The organism is Pseudomonas sp. IT-P12, assembly GCF_949767465.1.
In the GTDB taxonomy this organism is placed as follows: domain Bacteria; phylum Pseudomonadota; class Gammaproteobacteria; order Pseudomonadales; family Pseudomonadaceae; genus Aquipseudomonas.
Window position 1 is genome coordinate 81,904 of the sequence record NZ_CATKPY010000023.1, and the last position, 20,543, is coordinate 102,446.

Consider the following 20,543-nt stretch of genomic DNA (forward strand, 5'->3'; position numbering starts at 1 on the left):
AAGGTCCGGTGGTCCGGTTCATATACCCTAATTGCGTATAAAAAATTAATAAACTAGCTTTTTGGAATATGAATAGAAGTGTGTCGCCACGAACTGTTGGCAGGGAAACAGTTGTTTGTGGAGCAACAGTTGAATGCCGTTTTGCTCGTTGCAGGCGCGAGCGATGACGCGGGCTGCCTGGCGGCTTGCATTGCCCGGAAATACATCACGGGCAGGCTCGCTCCCACATTTGGACAGCCGAACACCTGTGGGAGAGCAGGTTTCAATGTTCGCCAGCCGTGGTGGTCGCTTGCGTGGGGTGTTTCAAGGGTGGATTGGCGCAACCAATCTTCAACGTCCTCGCCGGTGCCCAGCGCGAGTTGTTGCCGACCCGATCAAGAATGCAGTAGGTCACTTCCAGCCGCAGGTCTTCACCGGCCTCGAGAATGATCGCTGGTGGCACCCAGACGTGAACCGGCTGACCCACTTCGTTCGCCTTGAGCCGTGGCAGGTCCATGCGTGCGTCGCCCCAGCGCAGGGTTATTTCGTCATCGGCGGCCATGTTCAGGTAGGGCTCGATGGTCAAGGGAACGCCGCGTTTGATCTGGTTCGGGTTGACCCCCTGGCGGCGGATGGTTTCGGGGATGCCGACCGGTGCCAGGCGCTGATTTTCGTCGCTGCACAACGCACAGGGCGGGCCACCCGGGCAGTCGAGCTTGACCTGGACACGGGTGGCGGCGGACAGCGCCGGTCCCTGTCCGACTTGCATCAGGCGGTAGTGAATGCGCGAAGTACCATTGGCGATAAAGCGTGGCGGCACTCGCAGGCTCAGCGTTTGGCCGACGTCCCGGGCATCCAGCACTTTGGACGCCACGTAGCAGTTGTCCCAGAACAGCTCGATCAGGTCACCGTCGTCCATCCCGGGATAGGGCGCGACATCGATCAACAAATGAGCCGCCGAGGCGATGTTGATGCCGCTGCGGTGGGATTGCGCCACCGTCGGTGCCGCCAGTTCGGATGGGTTCGAGGGTGTTTTCATGGGGGTTCTCCTTGAGGTCCAGCAGAAGTCCGTTTCTTGAATAACTGAATGATCGAGTCACAAGTGCCTGATAACTGACTGTTCAAACAAGAGTGTGCAGATTGATCGGCGCTAGATAAAAGTGCGCGCCAATAAGTGTCAATAGAGTGAGTTAGTGAAGTAATGAATACGATGTTATTCAGAAAGCTCCTACGTACTCAGGTTAAGAAGCCGCAATGCCTGGTCGAACATATCCGCGGAATCGGCCCGTGCGTGCGCTTCGGCTAGGCAACCCTTTGCTCAGGCTCTGAAGGTCAAATGGATTCTAGGCGCGTTGAATGCCAGGCAGGACATAGATATGTACCGCACACAACGGTGAAGGCGGGAATGGCGGGTTTAGTTTGGGGGCAGGCGGTATCGGAGTATGAAATGACTTCCATCCATGGAAGTTAACATTGGGTCATGACGGTTTAGTTGTGGGCGTTGTTGAGAAACTTGCTGAGAAACTGTTTGGTCCGCTCTTCTTTTGGATTGGCAAACAGCGCCTTGGCTTCGCCTTGTTCAACGATCACGCCCTTGTCGAAAAACACCACGCGGTTGGCCACGTCACGGGCAAAACCCATTTCGTGGGTGACAATCACCATGGTGCGTTTTTCCTCGGCCAGGCTGCGGATGGTCGACAGCACCTCTCCCACCAATTCCGGATCGAGCGCCGAAGTGGGTTCATCGAACAGGATCACTTCCGGCTCCATCGCCAGCGCCCGGGCGATGGCCACGCGCTGTTGCTGACCGCCGGAAAGGCGTCGCGGGTAAGCATCTTCCTTGCCGGCCAGGCCGACCCTGGCCAGCAGCTTCCTGCCCAGGGCAATCGCTTCGGCGGGCGGTGTCTTCTTCACCACGATCGGACCTTCGACGACGTTTTCCAGTGCCGTGCGATGGGGGAACAGGTTGAAGTTCTGGAACACGAAGCCAACGTGCTGGCGCAAGCGCCGCACCAGGGCCTGCTGCTGGTTCAACGGGCGGCTGCCATCGATCTCGATGTCGCCGACCTTGATCCGGCCACTGCTGGGCTCCTCGAGGAAGTTCAGGCAACGCAGGAACGTGGTTTTACCCGAGCCGGAGGGCCCGATGATAGCCACCACCTCACCTTCCTTCACCTCCAGATCGATGCCGTTGAGCACGACCTGACCCTTGAACTGCTTTGTCAGTTTTTCCACGACAATCATGGGGTCAGGACTCCTGGTCGTGCCGATTGACCCGGGCTTCCAACTGGTTCTGCAGGTGCGACAGCACCGTGGCCAGAACCCAGTAGATCAGCGCGGCGGCCAGATACATGGTGAAAATTTCGAAGGTCCGGGCGGTAATCAGTTGCGCCTGGCGGAACAGTTCCGGCACCTGGATGGTGGCGGCCAGCGCCGTGTCCTTGACCAGCGAGATGAAGCTGTTGCCCAGCGGCGGCAGCGCCGTGCGCATGGCCTGGGGCAGGATGGCCCGGCGCAGGGTTTGCGCACGGGTCATGCCGATACTGGCCGCAGCTTCCCACTGGCCGCGCTCGATGGAGCTGATCGCGGCCCGCAGGATTTCGCAGGCATAGGCCGCCATGTTCAGCGAGAAGCCGATCAGGGCGGCTGGCAACGGATCCAGCTCGACGCCCAGTTGCGGCAAGCCGTAATAGATCACGAACAGCTGCACCAGCAACGGCGTGCCGCGAAAGAACGACACGTAGATGCGGGCAATCCAGCTCACCAGTTTGAAGCGCGACAGGCGCATCAGCGCCAGGCCGAAGCCCATCAGCAGGCCGAAGAACATTCCGCCCAGGCTCAGGATCACCGTGTAGTACGCGCCCTTGAGCAGAAAGGGCGCGGAATCCAGTGCGAGTTGGAAAGCTTCTTCCATTATTGAGTGACGTCAGCGCTGAAGTATTTTTCCGAAAGCTTCTTCAGCGTGCCGTCGGCGCGCAGCTTGTCGATGGCGGTGTTGACCGCTGCCAGCAGTTCCGGCTCGCCTTTGCGCAGGGCAATACCGGCTTCCTGGCGGGAGAACGCTTCGCCGGCGGCGGTGGTGTCCTTGGCTTTCTTGGCGTATTCCAGCGCGGCCAGGCGGTCGATCAGGATGGCGTCGATGCGGCCGACACGCAGGTCCTGGAACTTGGTCGGATCGTCTTCGTAGGTGCGCACGTCAGCCTTGGGAACGTTGGCTTTCACCCACTGCTCGTAGTTGGTGCCCAGGCCTACGCCGACTTTCTTGCCGGCCAGGTCGGCCGCGGTCTTGATGGTGTCCTTGTTCTTGGTCAGCACCAGTGCCTGGATCCCGGAAACGGTGTACGGCTCGGAGAAGTCATACTTTTTCTTGCGTTCCTCGGAGATGGTCACCTGGTTGATCACCGCGTCCAGACGCTTGGATTCCAGGGCCGCGAGGATGCCGTCCCATTTGGTCGGCTGCAGTTTGACCTTCACGCCCAGCTCCTTGGCCAGGGCTTCGGAGAATTCGACCTCGAAGCCGGCCAGCTTGCCGTCGGCGTCGACGAAGCTGAACGGTGGATAAGTGCCTTCCAGGCCGACGTTGATCACGCCTGCGTCCTTGATTTTTTGCAGCTGCTCACCGGCAACCGCTTGCCCCAGCAGGCCGGCGCTCAAAGCCAGGCCCAGCGAACCGACCAGCAGATTTCGACGTAGTGCGGAAAAATTCATGACAAGCCCCTGTGTTTTCTTATGAAGACGCTTCTTGGATGTTGGCGAAATCGGGATTTGAACGACTGCAATATCCTGCCCTAAAGCAGCTTATGCGTCTCGCGGCAATTTGCCTGCGTTATGACTATATGATGGCTCTTTTAGATAGGAAAATAATGAATATTATCCTTGTTATTCCCCAATGGAATAACTGGGCCTTCACTGTTTCCTTATAGAAAATCCTTGTAGGCAAACAACGCGGGTGCGCCACCGGTGTGCAGGAAAATGATCGGCCCAGCCTCGAAACGCTGGCGCCCGATGCCGTCGAGCAAACCGGCCATGGCCTTGCCAGTGTAGACCGGGTCCAGCAGCAGGCCTTCCTGGCTCGCCAGCAGTTTGACCGCTGCCAGGGTCCCGGCATTCGGCTCGCCGTAGCGCGGGGCGAAGTACTCGTCCCACAGCTCGACCTTGAAAGCTGACGGCATGTTCACTTCAAGCAGCGCTGCGGTCCGTTCGGCCAGGCCCTGGACTTTCGGGCGCTGATCTTCATCGCTGCGCGACACGGTCACGCCAATCACCGGCAGGTCCGGCAGGGCTTCGCTCAGCGCCAGTGCCAGGCCACTGTGGGTGCCGGCGCTGCCCGAGGCCAGGACCACGGCCGCGAACGCCAGGCCGGTGTCCTTTATCTGTTCGGCCAGTTCCAGGCCGGCCCGTACGTAACCCAGGGCACCCAGCGCATTGGAGCCGCCGATCGGCACCAGGTACGGCTTCTTGCCGGCGCTGCGCAGGCGCGCTGCGAGTGCCTGCAGCTGTTCGTCGGCGTTGTCGAGGTTCTCCACCAATTCGACCCTGGTGTCGAACAGGTCCAGCAGCAGTCGATTGCCATTGCCGATGTAGTTGCTGTCGTCGGTGCCGAGGGGATTCTCCAGCAGCGCGACGCAACCCAGGCCAAGCCGGGCCGCGAGGGCGGCGGTCTGGCGCACGTGGTTGGATTGCAGCGCGCCAGCGGTGATCAACGTGTCCGCACCCTGGGCCAGGGCATCGGCACCCAGGTATTCGAGTTTGCGCAGCTTGTTGCCACCCATTGCCAACGGCGTCAGGTCATCGCGTTTTACGTAAACGTCGCGGCCCAGCCAGGTCGACAGGCGCTCGAGTTTTTCCAGCGGGGTCGGGTGGCTGAGCAAGTCGAGGCGGTCGAAACGGGCGAGCTGTTGTTTGATCATGGGTTCTCTGGCGATTGCATGTCGGACTGAAAGTCGGGGCTGAGTCTCGGGACTATAAGCACGGCTATCAGGGTGGGCAACCGCCAATCACTTATAGCCAAAAGTGCTGAGCACAGCACAATCGGTTCTTAATTCGGCTTCCGACGCTTGCCGTAAAGTAATCGCCGTCAGCGCGGCCAGACAGTCCGGCCGCCCGTGTGGAGTTTTTACCGTGAGCGAGCGTTCCAGCCATTGGCAATTGCAGACCATCGTCAGCCAGCTGCGCACCGCGCGTGACCAGTGGCGTACGCAAAACGGCCGCGCCAGCGGCGAGCAGGGCGGTCGTGAGCTGCCCTCGAGAGCGGCCATGGCGGAAATTCTCGAAGCGTTGTGCGGGGCGTTGTTTCCGATGCGCCTGGGGCCGGTGGACCTGCGCGAAGAGAGCGAAGACTTCTACGTCGGCCACACCCTGGACGTTGCGCTGAACGCGCTGCTGGGCCAGGCACGACTGGAGCTGCGCTACGTCGCCCGTCACAACGCCGAGGCCGACTCCGAGGTCGAGGCCAGGACCATTGCGATCATCCAGGCGTTCGCCCTCGCCCTGCCAGGGTTGCGCAGCCTGCTGGATACCGACGTGCTGGCGGCCTATCACGGCGATCCGGCGGCCCGCAGCGTCGATGAAGTGTTGTTGTGCTATCCGGGAATCCTGGCGGTGATCCACCATCGCCTCGCCCATCATCTTTACCGTGCCGGGCTGCCCTTGCTCGCGCGGATCAGCGCGGAAATCGCCCATTCGGCGACGGGCATCGACATCCATCCCGGCGCGCAGATCGGCCGCAGTTTCTTCATCGACCACGGCACCGGCGTGGTGATTGGCGAAACGGCGATCATCGGCGAGCGCGTGCGCATTTATCAGGCCGTCACCCTGGGGGCCAAGCGCTTCCCGGCGGATGAAGACGGGCAGTTGCAGAAGGGCCATCCACGGCACCCGATCGTCGAAGACGACGTGGTGATCTATGCCGGTGCGACCATCCTGGGGCGGATCACCATCGGCAAGGGCTCGACCATCGGCGGCAACGTCTGGCTGACCCGCAGCGTGCCGGCGGGGTCGAACCTGACGCAGGCCAATCTGCAACATGATGACGGGACGCAGAAGTAGTTTCGGCGTCTGCGCTGCCCGAGCCGACCCCCATCGCGAGCAGGCTCGCTCCCACCTGGGCTCCGGGAATTCTCTGTGGGAGCGAGCCTGCTCGCGAATGGATTTCAAGCTAATGCCGGATAGGGGCATTCAGCTGATTGGCGACGGAACGATCTCCTGCATCGCGCCTCCTACCCTTCCTTGAGCTAGCGTAACCACAGGACCGTCGAGCCCGTGGATTAGTCCTTAGCACCCTATTCATGTTTAACTTGAACGCTCATTCAAGTTAAACCGCCGGTTTGCTGCCCGCTCACAACAGGAGGCTTGCCCTTGCCGAGTCCGTTATTGATTGCCCCGTTTCGCCGCCTCATGGCACACCGCTCATGAGTGTGCCGTCCACCACCGCCAACGATCCGGTGCGCATGAACCCGCCGGTGTTCTACTTCGCGGCGACCTTCATCCTGCTCTTCGGCATTGTCGTCATCACCCTGCCGGAACAGGCTGGCGCCTGGCTTCTTCAAGCGCAAAACTGGGCGGCCAACACGGTCGGCTGGTATTACCTGCTCGCGATGACCCTGTATCTGGTCTTCGTGGTGGTCACCGCCTTGTCCGGCTACGGCAAGATCAAGCTCGGTGCCGACCACGACGAACCCGAATTCAGTTACCTGTCCTGGGCCGGCATGTTGTTCGCCGCCGGGATCAGCATCACGCTGTTCTTCTTTTGCGTCTCCGAGCCGTTGACTCACCTGGCGCAACCGCCCCAAGGCGAGGCCGGGACGGCGGACGCGGCGCGTCAGGCGATGCAGATTCTGTTTCTGCACTGGGGCCTGCATGGCTGGGGGGTGTTCGCTTTTGTCGGCATGGCGCTGGCCTATTTCGCCTACCGCCACAACCTGCCGCTGGCCCTGCGCTCGGCGCTGTATCCGTTGATTGGCAAACGCATCAACGGCCCCATCGGTTACGCCGTGGACGGCTTTGGCATTATCGCCACGGTGTTCGGCCTCGGCGCCGACATGGGCTTTGGCGTGTTGCACCTGAACTCGGGGCTCGACTACCTGTTCGGCATCGCCCACACCCAGTGGATTCAGGTGGGCCTGATCACCTTGATGATGGGCGCGGCGATCATCGTCGCCGTGTCCGGCGTCGACAAGGGCGTGCGGGTGATGTCCGACATCAACATGCTGCTGGCCTGCGCGCTGCTGCTGTTCGTGTTGTTCGCCGGCCCCACGCAGCACCTGCTCAACACCCTGATCCAGAACATCGGCGACTACCTTGGCGCGCTGCCGGTGAAGAGTTTCGACCTCTACGCCTACGACAAACCCAGCGACTGGCTGGGTGGCTGGACCGTGTTCTATTGGGCCTGGTGGATTGCCTGGTCGCCGTTCGTGGGGTTGTTCATCGCGCGGATTTCCCGGGGGCGGACCATTCGCGAATTCGTCTTCGGCGTGCTGCTCATTCCGCTGGGTTTCACCCTGGCGTGGATGTCGATCTTCGGCAACAGCGCCATCGACCAGGTGCTCAACCACGGCATGTCGGCGCTGGGCGTTTCGGCCATCGACAACCCGTCGATGACCCTGTACCTGCTGCTGGAAACCTACCCGTGGAGCAAAACGGTGATCGCGGTCACGGTGTTCATCAGCTTCGTGTTTTTCGTCACCTCGGCGGATTCCGGCACCGTGGTGCTGTCGACGCTGTCCGCCAGGGGCGGGTCCCCGGACGAAGACGGGCCGAAATGGCTGCGGGTGTTCTGGGGTGCGATGACCGCGCTGGTGACCAGTGCGCTGTTGTTCTCCGGCAGCATCGATGCACTGAAGTCGGCGGTGGTGCTGACGTCGTTGCCGTTCTCGATGATCTTGCTGCTGATGATGTGGGGGCTGCACAAGGCGTTCTATCTGGAGTCGCAGAAGCAGATCGCGCAATTGCATTCCCTGGCGCCGGTGTCCGGTGCGCGACGTGGCGGCTGGCGGCAGCGTTTGAGCCAGGCGGTGCATTTCCCGTCGCGGGACGAGGTTTACCGTTTCATGGAAAGCACCGTGCGGCCGGCCATCGAAGAGGTCACGGCGGTGTTCGTCGAGAAGGGGCTGAACGTGGTCACGGTGCCGGACCCGGCCCATGACAGCGTCAGCCTGGAGATCGGCCACGGCGAGCAGCACCCGTTCATCTACCAGGTGCAGATGCGCGGGTATTTCACCCCGTCGTTCGCCCGTGGCGGCATGGGCTCCAAGCAGCTCAACAACCGGCGTTACTACCGGGCCGAGGTGCATCTGAGCGAGGGCAGCCAGGACTACGACCTGGTGGGGTACACCCGGGAACAGGTGATCAACGACATCCTCGACCAGTACGAGCGGCACATGCAGTTCCTGCATCTGGTGCGCTGAGGAACATCGGGTTGTCTAGGCTTGCTCGGTCAACACCATGAATAACACCAGCGCCGCCACCGGCACGCCGAACACGATGCTGCCGACCATCATCTCCGTGGTCACGGACTGGCCGGCCGTGACGACGCCTATGGCACCGTTGATCATCGTCAGCGCCAGCCACAGGACGATGAAGCTGTAGGTCAGCGTCTGGCGGCTGAAGCCGATCTTCTCGCCGATGAACAGCATCAGCGCCAGAAGGGCCAGGCCGAAGGTGATGATGATGGTGGTGTGCATGATGGGTTGCCTGCCGCATGTGGGGTGTCCGCGCGGCCCCTGTCGCGAGCAGGCTCGCTCCCACAAGGGATTTCCTGGAAAGGTTTCTGTGGGAGCGAGCCTGCTCGCGATGGGGTCAACTCGGTCTCCGATTGAGCTTAGTCAAACCAGACCACCATTGGCGCGCAGGATCTGCCCGTTGACCCAGGCCGAGTCCGGCCCCACCAGAAACGACACCACCCGCGCGATGTCTTCCGGCTGTCCCAGGCGTTCCAGCGGCGCCATCTTCGCGAAGTTCTGGATCTGCTCCTCGCTCTTGCCGTGCAGGAACAGGTCGGTCGCCACCGGACCCGGTGCGACCGCGTTGACCGTGATCTGGCGGCCGCGCATCTCCTTGGCGAACACCTGGGTCAGGGACTCCACCGCCGCCTTGCTGGCAATGTACACCGCGTAGCCGGGCAGGTTCAGGCCCACTGTGCTGCTGGAAAAATTGACGATTCGTCCACCGTCGTTCAGCCGCGTGGCCGCTTCGCGCAGGGTGTTGAAGGTGCCGCGGGCGTGGATGTTGAAGGTCTGGTCGAACAGTTCGTCGCTGTGTTGCGCCAGCGGCATGACCTTGAGAATGCCGGCGTTGTTGATCAGCACGTCGACCTTGCCCAGTTGCGCTTCGGTTTCGTCGAACAGCCGGCGCACGTCGTCGGCGTTGGCCACGTCAGCCTTGATCGCTATGGCGCGATGCCCGGCCTGGCGCAATTCCACCACCCGCTTCGATGCTTCGGTGGCGCTGCTGGCGTAGTTGATGGCGACGGCGAAACCTTCGCTGGCCAGCTGTTTGGCGATCACCGCGCCAATGCCGCGGGAGGCGCCGGTCACGATGGCAACTTTGGAGGTCTGAGTGGTCATGACAGTATTCCTGTGAAGGTTGGGGTGGAGCCAGATTCACATGTTTACTCTGGTCGATAAATGCACGAGAGTTGCCTTGACTGTTCAATAATCGCCAACAATCGACAGCCGGGAGCGCAGCGTGGATCAAGTCAAAGCGATGAGGGTGTTCGTGCGTGTCTATGAACGCAGCAGCTTCACCCTGGCCGCCGAAGACCTGAATCTGCCGCGCGCTACCCTGACCCACACGCTCAATCGGTTCGAGGCCTGGCTCGGCACTCGATTGATGGAGCGTAGTACGCGCAAAGTCCGCCCGACGCTGGACGGCGAGGCGTACTACTTGCGCTGTGTGCAGTTGCTGGCGGAGCTCGAAGAAGCCGAACTGGCTTTCCGTGGCTGCGCACCGAAGGGTCGATTGCGCGTCGACCTGCACGGCACCCTGGCGAAAAATTTCGTGATCCCCGCGCTGCCGCAGTTCATGGAGCGCTACCCGCAGATCGAACTGTCGATCAGCGAATCCGACCGTTTTGTCGACCTGATCGCCGAAGGTGTCGACTGTGTGCTGCGCGCCGGCACGCTGAGCGACTCGGCATTGATCGGCAAACGCGTGGCCAGCCTGCGCCAGATCACCTGTGCCAGCCCATCGTACCTGCGCAAGTACGGCGAACCGAAAACCCTCGATGACCTCAAGCATCACCGGGCGGTGAACTACGTCTCGCGCACGACCGCCAAACTGTTTCCGTTCGAATTCATGGTCGATGGCGAGCTCAAGGAAATACCCATCGACAGCGCGATTTCGGTGTTCGGTGCCGAGATCTACGCCGCATCGGCCATTGCCGGGCTGGGTTTGATCCAGTGCCCGCAATATCGGATGGAGACCCAGATCGCCCAGGGCCTGATCCAGGAAGTCCTGCCTGACAACCCGCCGCCGCCCATGCCGGTTTCCGTGTTGTACCCGCACAACCGCCACCTGTCGCCACGGGTCCGTGTGTTTGTGGATTGGTTGGGGGAGGTATTTGCGGGGGCGCGGTGAGACCGAAAGGTGAAATGTGTGAAACGTTTCAGCTAATCATCCAGTCAGAGGTTTTTTGGCGTTTGTCTGGGCGTATGCTCGGTGACTTGCCATGCAGTCGATGCCAACTTCAAGACAGACAAGAGAGGATTCGATGACTTACACCGCTGCCGAAAACCGCTACGACTCCATCCCCTACCGCCGCGTCGGTCGCAGCGGCCTGGTGTTGCCGGCGTTGTCCCTGGGCCTGTGGCACAACTTCGGGGACAGCACGCCGATTGACACCCAGCGCGCCCTGCTGCGCACGGCGTTCGACCTGGGGATCAACCATTTCGACCTGGCCAACAACTATGGCCCGCCCTATGGCAGCGCCGAGATCAATTTCGGTCGTCTGCTGCGTGAAGACTTCAAGCACTACCGCGACGAGCTGATCATCTCCAGCAAGGCCGGCTGGGACATGTGGCCCGGCCCTTACGGCCAGGGCGGCGGCTCGCGCAAGTATGTGCTGGCGAGCCTCGACCAGAGTCTGCAACGCCTGGGCCTGGATTACGTGGATATTTTCTACTCGCACCGCTTCGACCCGGACACGCCGCTGGAAGAAACCGCCAGCGCCCTGGCCACTGCGGTGCAGCAGGGCAAGGCCTTGTACATCGGTATCTCGTCGTATTCCGGGGTCAAAACCCGTGAGATGGCGGCATTGTTGAACGAGTGGAAAGTGCCGCTGCTGATTCATCAGCCCGCGTACAACCTGCTCAATCGCTGGGTGGAAAAAGACCTGCTGGACGTCACCGAGGAACTGGGTGCCGGGGTGATTGCCTTCACGCCGCTGGCTCAAGGGTTACTGACCGACAAGTACCTGAACGGGGTGCCGGCGGATGCGCGGGTCAATCGTCCCGGCGGTGGTTCATTGCAGGCCTCGCACTTGTCCGAAGCCAACATCGCTCACGTTCGGGCGCTGAACGAAATCGCCCAGCGTCGCGGCCAGAGCCTGGCGCAACTGGCCCTGGCCTGGACCCTGCGCGATCCGCGCGTGACCTCGGCGCTGATCGGTGCGAGCCGGCCGGAACAGATCATCGAGAACGTCGGGGCTTTGAAGAACTTGAGTTTCAGCGCGGAGGAACTGGCGGAGATCGACCGGTTCGCCCAGGAGGGTGGGATCAATCTCTGGGAGAAGCCTTCGACCGCGGAGTAAGGGCCTGGCCCGGGATTAGCGAATGTCTGTACCGGCCCCTTCACGGGCAAGCCCGCTCCCACACCTGGAGTGCATTCCTCCTGTGGAAGCGGGCTTGCCCGCGAAGGGGCCAGCCCCGCCGGCGAAGACATCCGGGTTCACTTGAAGAACGGCACATCCCCCAACACCGTCGCCCGCTGCATCACCCGCCGCGCCGGACGGTAGTCATCCACCGCGTAATGCTGGGTCACGCGGTTATCCCAGAACGCGATGTCGTCCTGCTGCCAACGCCAGCGAATGGTGAATTCCGGGCGGGTGGCGTGGGCGAACAGGAACTTCAGAATCGTCTCGCTTTCAGTGTCCGACAACTCATTGATCCTCGCGGTGAAACCCTCGCTGACGAACAGCGAGCGACGTCCGCTGACCGGGTGGGTGCGAATCACCGGGTGCGACAGCGGTGGGTTCTTGCGTCGCGTTTCTTCCCACTGCGCCAGGGCCTGCGGCGTATTGCCATAACGCTCCAGCGGAAACGAACGGGTGAAATCGTGGGTGGCCGTCAGCCCTTCCAGCAGGCTTTTCATCGGTGCGGACAGTGCTTCGTAGGCCGCAATGCCACTGGCCCACAACGTGTCGCCGCCGAACTCCGGCAGCAGTTTGGCACTCAGCACCGCCCCCATCGCCGGGGTCGGCAGGAACGTCACGTCGGTGTGCCAGATCGCATTGTCGCGCACGTCGGTGACGGCGGTGTCGAGGATCAGCACTTCCGGCTGTTCCGGCACGTTGGGATAGATCGGGTGGATGTGCAGGTCGCCGAAGTTGGCTGCAAAACGCGCTTGCTGTTGCGGGGTGATCGGCTGATTGCGGAAGAACAGCACCTGATGCTTGAGCAGTGCCTGCTCGATGGCGTCGCGCTGCTCCAGCGTCAGCGGCTGGCTGATGTCGACGCCGCTGAGTTGTGCGCCGAGGGCGGCGCTTAAAGGGGTGATGTACAGGCTGCTCATGGTGGTTCTCTTCGAATTCGGGGTGTGCCGCGTTTTTTTGTGGGAGCGGGCTTGCTCGCGAATGCGTCGTGTCAGTCAACGCAGATGTTGAATGTAAAACCGCATTCGCGAGCAAGCCCGCTCCCACAGAGGTCAGTGTTCAATGCGCTTGGCCGTGCCACGGCACCAGTTTGCGTTGCAGGGCGCGCAGGCCCATTTCCAGGGCGAAGGCGATCAGCGCAATCACCAGAATTCCCAGCACCACCACATCGGTGACCAGGAACTGCGCGGCCGACTGCACCATGAAGCCCAGGCCGCTGGTGGCGGCGATCAATTCGGCGGCGACCAGTGTCGACCAGCCCACACCCAGGCCAATGCGCACACCGGTCAGGATGTCCGGCAGGGCACCGGGCAGGATCACATGGCGAATCAGTTGCGCCCGAGTTGCCCCCAGGGACTGGGCCGCGCGCAGTTTGGCCGGGTCCACCGTGCGTACACCGGTGGCCGTGGCGATGGCAATCGGTGCGAAAATCGCCAGGTAGATCAGCAACACTTTCGACAGCTCACCGATGCCGCACCAGATCACGATCAGCGGCAAGTAGGCCAGTGGCGGAATCGGTCGATAGAACTCGATCAGCGGGTCGAGAATGCCGCGTGCAATACGGTTGGCACCTATCGCGATACCGACCGGCACGGCTGTCAGCACCGCAAAGAACAGGCCCAGGCCGATCCGCCCGAGACTCGCGCCCAGGTGCTGCCACAGGGTGGAATCCATGTAGCCCGAGGTCGCCAGCAACCAGCCCTTTTGCAGCACGGCGGCCGGTGGCGGCAGAAACAGCGGCTCGACCAACCCCGTGGCGGTGACGGCCCACCACAGGGCAAGCAGTGCGACCAGGGTCAGGGCGCTGATCCAGCGGGTGCTCAAGCGACGGCGCAGCGGCGCGACCGACGAGCCGGGTTTGACCGCGACGGCGGGAATCTCATAGCTGCTCATGCGCGCTCCTGCCGCGTGGCGGCGCTGCGTTGGGAGAACACTTTGGCGAGCACGTGCTCGCGGGTTTCGATAAAGCGCGGGTCGGACTTGATCGCGCGAGCTGACTCACCGGCCGCGTAACGCTGAGCGAAATCCAGGTGCAGGCGCTCGACGATTTGTCCGGGATTGGGGGCGAGCAGAATCAGGTCTGTGGCAAGAAATACCGCTTCTTCGATGTCGTGGGTGATCAGGAACACTGGTTTGGCGGCGCGCTGCCACACCTGCAACAGCAGTTCCTGCATCTGTTCGCGGGTGAAGGCATCGAGGGCGCCGAACGGTTCGTCCATCAGCAATACCCGAGGGTCAGCGGCCAGGGCGCGAGCCAGGCCGACCCGCTGCTTCTGCCCGCCCGAGAGCTGCCAGATGCGCCGGTGTTCGAAACCGGACAGGTCGACCAGCGCCAGCATCTCCCGGGCGCGGGCCTCGCGTTTTTCACGGGACACGCCGGCCAGTTCGAGCCCGAAACCGACATTGGCCAGTACGTCCTGCCACGGCAGCAAGGCATCGTCCTGGAACACCACGCCCCGTTCGGCGCTCGGGCCTTTGACCGGCACGCCATCGAGGGTGATGCGCCCGGCGCTGGGTTCGACGAAGCCGGCAATCAGGTTCAACAGCGAGGTCTTGCCACTGCCGGAGGGGCCGAGGGCAACCAGCAGTTGCCGGGGCCCCAGGCTCAGGGAAATGTCCGACAGCACCGGTTCCGGGCTGCCGGGGTACTGTGCGCTGATGCGCTCCAGCTGTAGCAAGGCCATCGCGATCTACTCCGATCAGTTGGTGATGAACTTGGCGCTGACGTACGGTGCGTAGTCCGGCAGAACGGCCTCGACCTTGCCTTGCTCCTTGAGGAACACGGCGGTGTCGGTGATGGCTTTGGTGGTCGGTGCACCGAGGCTGCTCACCTGGTCAGCCGCCAGGGGGTATACGTTGCCTTGCAGCAGCAACGGAATGTCGCTGGCCTTGGCGCCGGACAGCTTCACCAGCTTGTCGACGTTGCTCTGGTTGGCGAGCCAGGCTTTCGGGTCCTTGCGGTAGTCGGCGTAGGCGTCGAGGGTGACTTTGGCGAAGGCGGTGACGATGTCCGGGTGCTTCTCGGCGAAGTCCTTGCGCACGATCCAGGCATCGAAGGTCGGTGCGCCGAACTTGGCCAGCTCACCGGAGGTGATCAGCACTTTGCCGTTCTCCTTGGCCACGCCAAGCGCCGGGTCCCACACGTAGGTGGCATCGATGTCACCGCGTTTCCAGGCGGCGATGATCGCCGGTGGCGCGAGGTTGAGCACGGTGACCTTCGACGGGTCGATGTTCCAGTGTTTCAGTGCGGCCAGCAGGCTGTAGTGGCCGGTGGAAACGAACGGCACGGCGATTTTCTTGCCGATCAGGTCCTGCGGTGTCTTGATCCCGGAACCGTCGCGGGCGACCAGGGCTTCGGCGGCGCCGATCTGGGTGGCGATGAGGAAGGTTTCCACCGGGACCTTGCGGGTGATGGCCGCAGTCAGGGGGCTGGAGCCCAGGTAGCCGATCTGCACGTCGCCGGAGGCGATGGCGGCGATGATGTCGGCACCGTTATCGAATTTGCGCCAGTTGATGTCGGCTTTGGTGGCCTTTTCGTAGGCGCCGTCGGCCTGGGCGACTTTGGCCGGGTCGACGGTGGTCTGGTAGGCGACGGTGACGTCGGCCGCCTGGGCAAACAGACTCGCGGCAGCCAACGATGCGGCCGCCAGGAGGCGAAGGGGGAAGTGCAGTTTCATGGGGAAGCTCCTTGTCAGGCGACCGAGGATCGGCGTGAAAGGAGACTAAATGATCTAAGAATTAGAAAATAAATAACTTTTTCGAATTAGCTTAGCGTGGAAGGATTTTAAGGTGACCGCTGCGCGGTCCAGGGCGAACGGGCTCGCGGCCACAGGGATGACACTGAGCCTGTGGGCACGAGCCCGTTCGCGACAAAGGTCCGCAGGACCTTCGAGGATCAGTTGCTGATCGCCAGGATGCTCGCCTGATACGACCCGACAAATACATCGAAATCGCCGACTTCGTTCTGCTCCAGTTCCACTTGCTCGGCCAGCGACGCCCGCGCGCGCTCTTCGAACGCGGCCTGCGCTTCGCGGCTCAGGGGCTCGCTGCGGAAAAACTCCGCATGGGCCTGGCTCTGGCGCAGGGAGAACTGGCTGAAGCTTTCCTTGTGCTCGGCCATCGCCGCCAGCACCTGGGCCGAAGGTGTCAGGGACGGGTCCCGGACCTTCGCCAACTGTGCATCCAGCGCCTTGCTGTGGGCATCGCCGCCATGGCTCTGGTCCAGCAACGCCGCCAGGGGGGCAATCTTCTCGAGCAACTCGCTGGCCCACTCCTTGAGGTCGACCGGCTGGCCGTCGCGTTGCAGTTGCAGGCCCGGACGGCGGCCCTCCTTGACCACGCTGAGGAAGTTCGAGGTGGCACCGCTGCATGAACTGTTGGTCAGCAGCGGGCTGTCGTTCAGCGCGCAGTACAGCAGGAAGGCGTCGATGAAGCGCGACTCGGTAAGGTCGATGCCCATCGGCAGGAACGGGTTGATGTCCAGGCAGCGCACTTCGACGTACTGAATGCCACGGGCCATCAGCGCCTGGATCGGCCGCTCGCCGGTGTAGGTCACGCGTTTGGGGCGGATGTTGGAGTAGTACTCGTTTTCGATCTGCAGGATGTTGGTGTTGAGCTGAACCCACTCACCGTCCTGATGGGTGCCGATTTCCACATAGGGCGCATAGGGTGTGGCCACGGCCTGGCGCAGGCTGTCGGTGTAGCTCGCCAGGTCGTTGTAGCACGGCGTCAGGCCGGCCTGGGCGCTGCTCTGGTAACCCAGGTCACTCATGCGCAGGCTGGTGGCGTACGGCAGGTACAGGGTGTCCGGATCCAGTTGTTCCAACTGGTGCGAACGGCCGCGCAGGAAACCGGCGTCCAGCGCCGGCGAGGCACCGAACAGGTACATCAGCAGCCAGCTGTAGCGACGGAAGTTGCGGATCAGGGCGATGTAGGACGACGACTGATAGTCGCGATCGGTGCCAACGAAACCCTCGGCCTGCTTGAGCAGCGGCCAGAGTTTTTCCGGCAGGGAAAAGTTGTAGTGGATCCCGGCAATGCACTGCATGGTCTTGCCGTAGCGCAGAGCCAGGCCCTTGCGGTACACATACTTGAGCTGCCCGATGTTGGAGGTGCCGTAATAGGCGATCGGGATATCTTCCTCGGCCGGCAACGGGCACGGCATCGACGGACTCCACAGGTACTCGTTGCCGAGCTTGCTGTAGGCAAAGCGGTGAATGCTGTCCAGACTCGCCAGCGTGTCGGCCGGGTCAGGCAGGGCCGGAGTGATGAACTCCAGCAGCGACTCGGAGTAGTCGGTGGTGATTTGTTCGTTGGTCAGCGCGGAACCCAATGCTTCCGGGTGCGGCGTTTGCGCCAGGCGACCTTCGCCGGTCACGCGCAGGCATTCACGTTCGATGCCGTGAAGGCACTGTTCGAGCAGAGAGAGGTTAGCGCGCTCGCCGAGCAGAGCCAGGCGGCGGTTGAGAAGTTCGCTCAAGTTGGATTCCTTCACGCGTCAGTCGCCCCAATATGGGGGTGGTCACGACGGTCTACAAGGGTGAAGTTAAAACTGGCGTTTTCGCCTGGTTTTTGTCGCCGGTTGATCAATTTTTGAACAATCGCTGTGGGAGCGAGCCAGCTCACGATAGCGGTGTGTCAGTCACGTCGTTGCCGTCTGATACTGCGCTATCGCGAGCTGGCTCGCTCCCACAGGAAATTAACTCAAATCGATGAGCTCTAGCTACAGGACAGCGAACGTGCCTTGTGCTTTTGCGACGAGCTTGTCGCCCTGCATCACGTCCGCTTCGACCACCAGCGTGCGTCGGCCCGGATGGATCACCCGCGCCGTGCACATCACTTCACCGTCGGACACGGCGCGAATGTAGTTGATCTTGCATTCGATGGTCGCGCTCTGCTGGTCGAAGCCGTGGGTGCTGGAGCAGGCCAGCCCCATGGCAATGTCCACCAGGCTGAACAGGGCCCCGCCGTGCAGCTTGCCGCCCCGATTGCGCAAGGGCGGTTCAAGGGCCAGGGCGACCTGCGCCACCCCGGTTTCCAGGCTGTGCACGCGGCAGCCCAGGAGCTTGAAAAACGCGCTTTCGGTCAGCCCGGCCGGGATGTCCATCAGCGTTTCTTCAACTGCTTGGCGTTGGCGAACAGCGACGCCATGGCGTTGTTGGTCGGGGCCGCCGCCGTGGTTTCCTTGCGCGGGGCGTTGTTCTGTCGCGGTGCCGATCCCGGGCGCGCGCCACGGGCGCCGTCGATCTTCTCGCCCGGGGTGTCGCCCATGCGCATCGACAGACCCACGCGTTTGCGCGGAATGTCGACTTCCATCACCTTCACTTTCACCACGTCACCGGCTTTCACCGCTTCACGCGGGTCCTTGATGAACTTCTCCGACAGCGCAGAAATGTGCACCAGACCGTCCTGATGCACGCCGATGTCGACGAAGGCGCCGAAGGCGGTCACGTTGGTGACCACGCCTTCGAGGATCATCCCCGGTTGCAGGTCCTTGAGGTCTTCGACGCCTTCCTGGAACTCGGCGGTCTTGAACTCGGGGCGCGGGTCGCGTCCGGGTTTTTCCAGCTCCTGCAGAATGTCGGTGACCGTCGGCAGGCCGAAGGTTTCGTCGGTGTACTTCTTCGGATCGAGGCGCTTGAGGAACGCAGCGTCACCGATCAGCGAGCGGATGTCGCGGTCGGTTTCAGCTGCGATGCGTTGCACCAGCGGGTAGGCCTCCGGGTGCACCGCCGACGAATCCAACGGGTTGTCGCCGTTCATCACGCGCAGGAAACCGGCGGCCTGTTCGAAGGTTTTTTCGCCCAGGCGCGCGACTTTCTTCAACGCTGCACGGGTTTTGAACGCGCCGTGCTCGTCACGGTGGCTGACAATGTTCTGCGCCAAGGTCGCATTGAGGCCGGAGATGCGCGCCAACAGCGCGACCGAAGCGGTGTTCACGTCCACGCCCACGGCGTTCACGCAGTCTTCGACCACCGCGTCCAGGCCGCGCGCCAGTTTCAACTGCGACACGTCATGCTGGTATTGGCCGACACCGATGGATTTCGGGTCGATTTTCACCAGTTCGGCCAGCGGGTCCTGCAAGCGACGGGCGATCGACACCGCGCCACGGATGGACACGTCCAGGTCCGGGAATTCCTTGGCGGCCAGTTCCGATGCCGAGTACACCGATGCACCGGCCTCGGACACCATGACCTTGGTCATCTTCATGGCCGGGTATTTCTTGATCAGCTCGATCGCCAGTTTGTCGGTTTCGCGGCTGGCGGTGCCGTTGCCGATGGCGATCAGGTCCACCGAGTGCTTGGCGCACAGGGCGGCGAGGATGGCCAGGGTCTGGTCCCACTTGTTATGCGGCACGTGCGGATAGACCGTGGCGTGATCCAGCAACTTGCCGGTGGCATCGACCACGGCGACCTTGCACCCGGTGCGCAGGCCCGGGTCGAGGCCCAGGGTCGCGCGCGGGCCGGCCGGCGCCGACAGCAGCAAGTCGTGCAGGTTGTGGGCGAACACGTTGATCGCTTCGGTTTCCGCGCCATCGCGCAGCTCGCCCAGCAGGTCGGTTTCGAGGTGCGTGTAGAGCTTGACCTTCCAGGTCCAGCGCACCACTTCGCCCAGCCATTTGTCGGCCGGGCGGTTCTGGTTCTGGATGCCGACGTGCTGGGCGATCATGCCCTCGCACGGGTGCAGGGTGCCTGGCAACTCGTCGCCGACTTTCAGCGCGGAGCTGAGAATGCCTTCGTTGCGGCCACGGAAAATCGCCAGGGCACGGTGCGACGGCATGCTTTTGAGCGGCTCGTCGTGTTCGAAGTAGTCGCGGAACTTGGCGCCTTCCTCTTCCTTGCCGGCAATCACGCGGGCGCTGAGGATGGCTTCCTGCTTGAGGTAGCTGCGCAGCTTTTCCAGCAGGCCGGCGTCTTCGGCGAAGCGCTCCATGAGGATGTACTTGGCGCCCTCGAGGGCGGCCTTCACATCGGCCACGCCTTTTTCGGCGTCGATGAAACGCGCGGCTTCGGTGTCCGGGCTCAGGGTCGGGTCGTTGAACAGGCCGTCGGCCAGCTCGCCGAGGCCGGCTTCCAGGGCGATCTGGCCCTTGGTGCGGCGCTTCTGCTTGTACGGCAGGTACAAGTCTTCGAGGCGGGTCTTGGTGTCGGCGAGCTTGATGTCGCGTTCCAGTTGCGGGGTCAGCTTGCCCTGTTCCTGGATGCTGGCGAGGATGCTGATACGCCGTTCGTCGAGTTCTCGCAGGTAGCGCAGACGCTCTTCCAGGTGCCGCAGTTGAGTGTCATCGAGACTGCCGGTCACTTCTTTCCGGTAACGGGCGATGAAGGGAACGGTAGAACCTTCATCGAGTAGCGCGACGGCCGCTTCGACCTGTTGTGGGCGGACGCCGAGTTCCTCGGCGATGCGGCTGTTGATGCTGTCCATAAAACCACCTGACAAATTGTGAAAGCAGGCTCGCGGGCGCACGAATAAGGGCTCGGCGAGTCTGGTTGAGCGGCCTGGCCAGCGCCGCTGCCTGGATCAACAGGCTTGCCGTTGACCCGTGAAATCGAACAATTACTGCGGCGACCAGGAAAAAAAAACAGAGGCCGCGGCAGCGATGATCAGACGTTGCCTGACACAAATGGCCGCGCATTATAACCAGCGTTCTGTCATTCGGGGGCATCACAGGGTGTAGGCACAATGCCCGTATTTCTGGCGGTGAAGGAAAAATCTGCTAACAATGCACACGGTGCGTATAACGGCAGCTACGCCATAA

At 62.2% G+C, this 20,543-nt stretch carries 18 protein-coding genes; 4 read left to right on the forward strand and 14 right to left on the reverse strand.

Going from position 1 to position 20,543, the window contains the following annotated elements; all coding sequences use genetic code 11:
- Positions 1-262: 262 nt before the first annotated feature.
- From ACM6IM_RS18630 to ACM6IM_RS18650, 5 genes are all read right to left on the reverse strand, one after another.
- A complete protein-coding gene (locus ACM6IM_RS18630; protein WP_414865965.1) occupies positions 263-1,018 on the reverse strand; it encodes a hypothetical protein in 756 nt (251 codons plus the stop codon).
- A 449-nt stretch (positions 1,019-1,467) separates the two neighbouring features.
- Positions 1,468-2,223, reverse strand: a complete 756-nt coding sequence (gene tcyN / locus ACM6IM_RS18635; protein WP_192307449.1) for an L-cystine ABC transporter ATP-binding protein TcyN — start codon at positions 2,221-2,223, stop codon at positions 1,468-1,470.
- A gap of 4 nt (positions 2,224-2,227) precedes the next feature.
- On the reverse strand, positions 2,228-2,893 hold the full coding sequence (gene tcyL, locus ACM6IM_RS18640) for a cystine ABC transporter permease (protein WP_192307450.1): 666 nt from the start codon (positions 2,891-2,893) through the stop codon (positions 2,228-2,230).
- Positions 2,893-3,687, reverse strand: coding sequence for a cystine ABC transporter substrate-binding protein (tcyJ, locus tag ACM6IM_RS18645; protein WP_414865966.1), 795 nt, complete (start codon positions 3,685-3,687; stop codon positions 2,893-2,895). Before tcyJ ends, tcyL begins: the two co-directional genes overlap by 1 nt.
- A gap of 209 nt (positions 3,688-3,896) precedes the next feature.
- On the reverse strand, positions 3,897-4,889 hold the full coding sequence (locus ACM6IM_RS18650) for a D-cysteine desulfhydrase (protein WP_414865967.1): 993 nt from the start codon (positions 4,887-4,889) through the stop codon (positions 3,897-3,899).
- Between the two features lie 211 nt (positions 4,890-5,100).
- Between ACM6IM_RS18650 and epsC the strand changes: the two genes are divergently transcribed.
- Both epsC and betT read left to right on the forward strand, forming a co-directional pair.
- Positions 5,101-6,027 (forward strand): serine O-acetyltransferase EpsC, encoded by a 927-nt coding sequence (gene epsC, locus ACM6IM_RS18655; protein WP_192307453.1) that lies wholly within the window; start codon positions 5,101-5,103, stop codon positions 6,025-6,027.
- 401 nt (positions 6,028-6,428) lie between these two features.
- Positions 6,429-8,384: a choline transporter BetT gene (gene betT / locus ACM6IM_RS18660; RefSeq protein WP_414866183.1), complete on the forward strand. Its 1,956-nt coding sequence runs from the start codon at positions 6,429-6,431 to the stop codon at positions 8,382-8,384.
- 15 nt (positions 8,385-8,399) lie between these two features.
- Here the strand turns inward: betT and ACM6IM_RS18665 are convergent, their stop codons facing one another.
- Positions 8,400-8,660, reverse strand: a complete 261-nt coding sequence (locus ACM6IM_RS18665) for a hypothetical protein (RefSeq protein WP_414865968.1) — start codon at positions 8,658-8,660, stop codon at positions 8,400-8,402.
- Positions 8,661-8,801: 141 nt separating this feature from the next.
- Entirely contained in the window at positions 8,802-9,542 is a 741-nt protein-coding gene (locus ACM6IM_RS18670) for an SDR family oxidoreductase (protein WP_414865969.1), read from the reverse strand.
- A 121-nt stretch (positions 9,543-9,663) separates the two neighbouring features.
- On the opposite strand from ACM6IM_RS18670, the gene ACM6IM_RS18675 reads away from it, so the two are divergent.
- Entirely contained in the window at positions 9,664-10,554 is an 891-nt protein-coding gene (locus ACM6IM_RS18675; protein WP_414865970.1) for a LysR family transcriptional regulator, read from the forward strand.
- A 133-nt stretch (positions 10,555-10,687) separates the two neighbouring features.
- Positions 10,688-11,725, forward strand: a complete 1,038-nt coding sequence (mgrA, locus tag ACM6IM_RS18680; RefSeq protein ID WP_192307457.1) for an L-glyceraldehyde 3-phosphate reductase — start codon at positions 10,688-10,690, stop codon at positions 11,723-11,725.
- 137 nt (positions 11,726-11,862) lie between these two features.
- On the opposite strand, the gene tauD is transcribed toward mgrA, so the two are convergent.
- From tauD to ACM6IM_RS18715, 7 genes are all read right to left on the reverse strand, one after another.
- Complete coding sequence (tauD, locus tag ACM6IM_RS18685; protein WP_414865971.1) at positions 11,863-12,705, reverse strand: taurine dioxygenase; 843 nt, start codon at positions 12,703-12,705, stop codon at positions 11,863-11,865.
- Positions 12,706-12,844: 139 nt separating this feature from the next.
- Positions 12,845-13,678 (reverse strand): taurine ABC transporter permease TauC, encoded by an 834-nt coding sequence (tauC, locus tag ACM6IM_RS18690; protein ID WP_414865972.1) that lies wholly within the window; start codon positions 13,676-13,678, stop codon positions 12,845-12,847.
- On the reverse strand, positions 13,675-14,469 hold the full coding sequence (gene tauB / locus ACM6IM_RS18695) for a taurine ABC transporter ATP-binding subunit (protein ID WP_201196390.1): 795 nt from the start codon (positions 14,467-14,469) through the stop codon (positions 13,675-13,677). Before tauB ends, tauC begins: the two co-directional genes overlap by 4 nt.
- 15 nt (positions 14,470-14,484) lie before the next feature.
- Positions 14,485-15,462, reverse strand: coding sequence for a taurine ABC transporter substrate-binding protein (gene tauA / locus ACM6IM_RS18700; protein WP_192307461.1), 978 nt, complete (start codon positions 15,460-15,462; stop codon positions 14,485-14,487).
- A 218-nt stretch (positions 15,463-15,680) separates the two neighbouring features.
- Positions 15,681-17,264 carry a glutamate--cysteine ligase gene (gshA, locus tag ACM6IM_RS18705; protein ID WP_192307462.1) on the reverse strand — a complete coding sequence of 528 codons (1,584 nt, stop codon included), beginning with the start codon at positions 17,262-17,264 and terminating at the stop codon, positions 15,681-15,683.
- Positions 17,265-17,507: 243 nt separating this feature from the next.
- Entirely contained in the window at positions 17,508-17,891 is a 384-nt protein-coding gene (locus ACM6IM_RS18710) for a PaaI family thioesterase (RefSeq protein ID WP_414865973.1), read from the reverse strand.
- A complete protein-coding gene (locus ACM6IM_RS18715; protein ID WP_192307464.1) occupies positions 17,891-20,209 on the reverse strand; it encodes a Tex family protein in 2,319 nt (772 codons plus the stop codon). The genes ACM6IM_RS18710 and ACM6IM_RS18715 overlap by 1 nt, the downstream gene beginning before the upstream one ends.
- Positions 20,210-20,543: the final 334 nt, after the last annotated feature.

Coding starts and splice junctions, on each gene's coding strand:
- mgrA (WP_192307457.1), top strand. CDS start 10,688: ATGACTTACACCGCTGCCGAAAACCGCTACGACTCCATCCCCTACCGC.
- ACM6IM_RS18670 (WP_414865969.1), bottom strand. CDS start 9,542: ATGACCACTCAGACCTCCAAAGTTGCCATCGTGACCGGCGCCTCCCGC.
- tauD (WP_414865971.1), bottom strand. CDS start 12,705: ATGAGCAGCCTGTACATCACCCCTTTAAGCGCCGCCCTCGGCGCACAA.
- tauA (WP_192307461.1), bottom strand. CDS start 15,462: ATGAAACTGCACTTCCCCCTTCGCCTCCTGGCGGCCGCATCGTTGGCT.
- tauC (WP_414865972.1), bottom strand. CDS start 13,678: ATGAGCAGCTATGAGATTCCCGCCGTCGCGGTCAAACCCGGCTCGTCG.
- ACM6IM_RS18710 (WP_414865973.1), bottom strand. CDS start 17,891: ATGGACATCCCGGCCGGGCTGACCGAAAGCGCGTTTTTCAAGCTCCTG.
- tauB (WP_201196390.1), bottom strand. CDS start 14,469: ATGGCCTTGCTACAGCTGGAGCGCATCAGCGCACAGTACCCCGGCAGC.
- ACM6IM_RS18665 (WP_414865968.1), bottom strand. CDS start 8,660: ATGCACACCACCATCATCATCACCTTCGGCCTGGCCCTTCTGGCGCTG.
- betT (WP_414866183.1), top strand. CDS start 6,429: ATGAACCCGCCGGTGTTCTACTTCGCGGCGACCTTCATCCTGCTCTTC.
- tcyL (WP_192307450.1), bottom strand. CDS start 2,893: ATGGAAGAAGCTTTCCAACTCGCACTGGATTCCGCGCCCTTTCTGCTC.
- tcyN (WP_192307449.1), bottom strand. CDS start 2,223: ATGATTGTCGTGGAAAAACTGACAAAGCAGTTCAAGGGTCAGGTCGTG.
- tcyJ (WP_414865966.1), bottom strand. CDS start 3,687: ATGAATTTTTCCGCACTACGTCGAAATCTGCTGGTCGGTTCGCTGGGC.
- ACM6IM_RS18630 (WP_414865965.1), bottom strand. CDS start 1,018: ATGAAAACACCCTCGAACCCATCCGAACTGGCGGCACCGACGGTGGCG.
- ACM6IM_RS18650 (WP_414865967.1), bottom strand. CDS start 4,889: ATGATCAAACAACAGCTCGCCCGTTTCGACCGCCTCGACTTGCTCAGC.
- ACM6IM_RS18715 (WP_192307464.1), bottom strand. CDS start 20,209: ATGGACAGCATCAACAGCCGCATCGCCGAGGAACTCGGCGTCCGCCCA.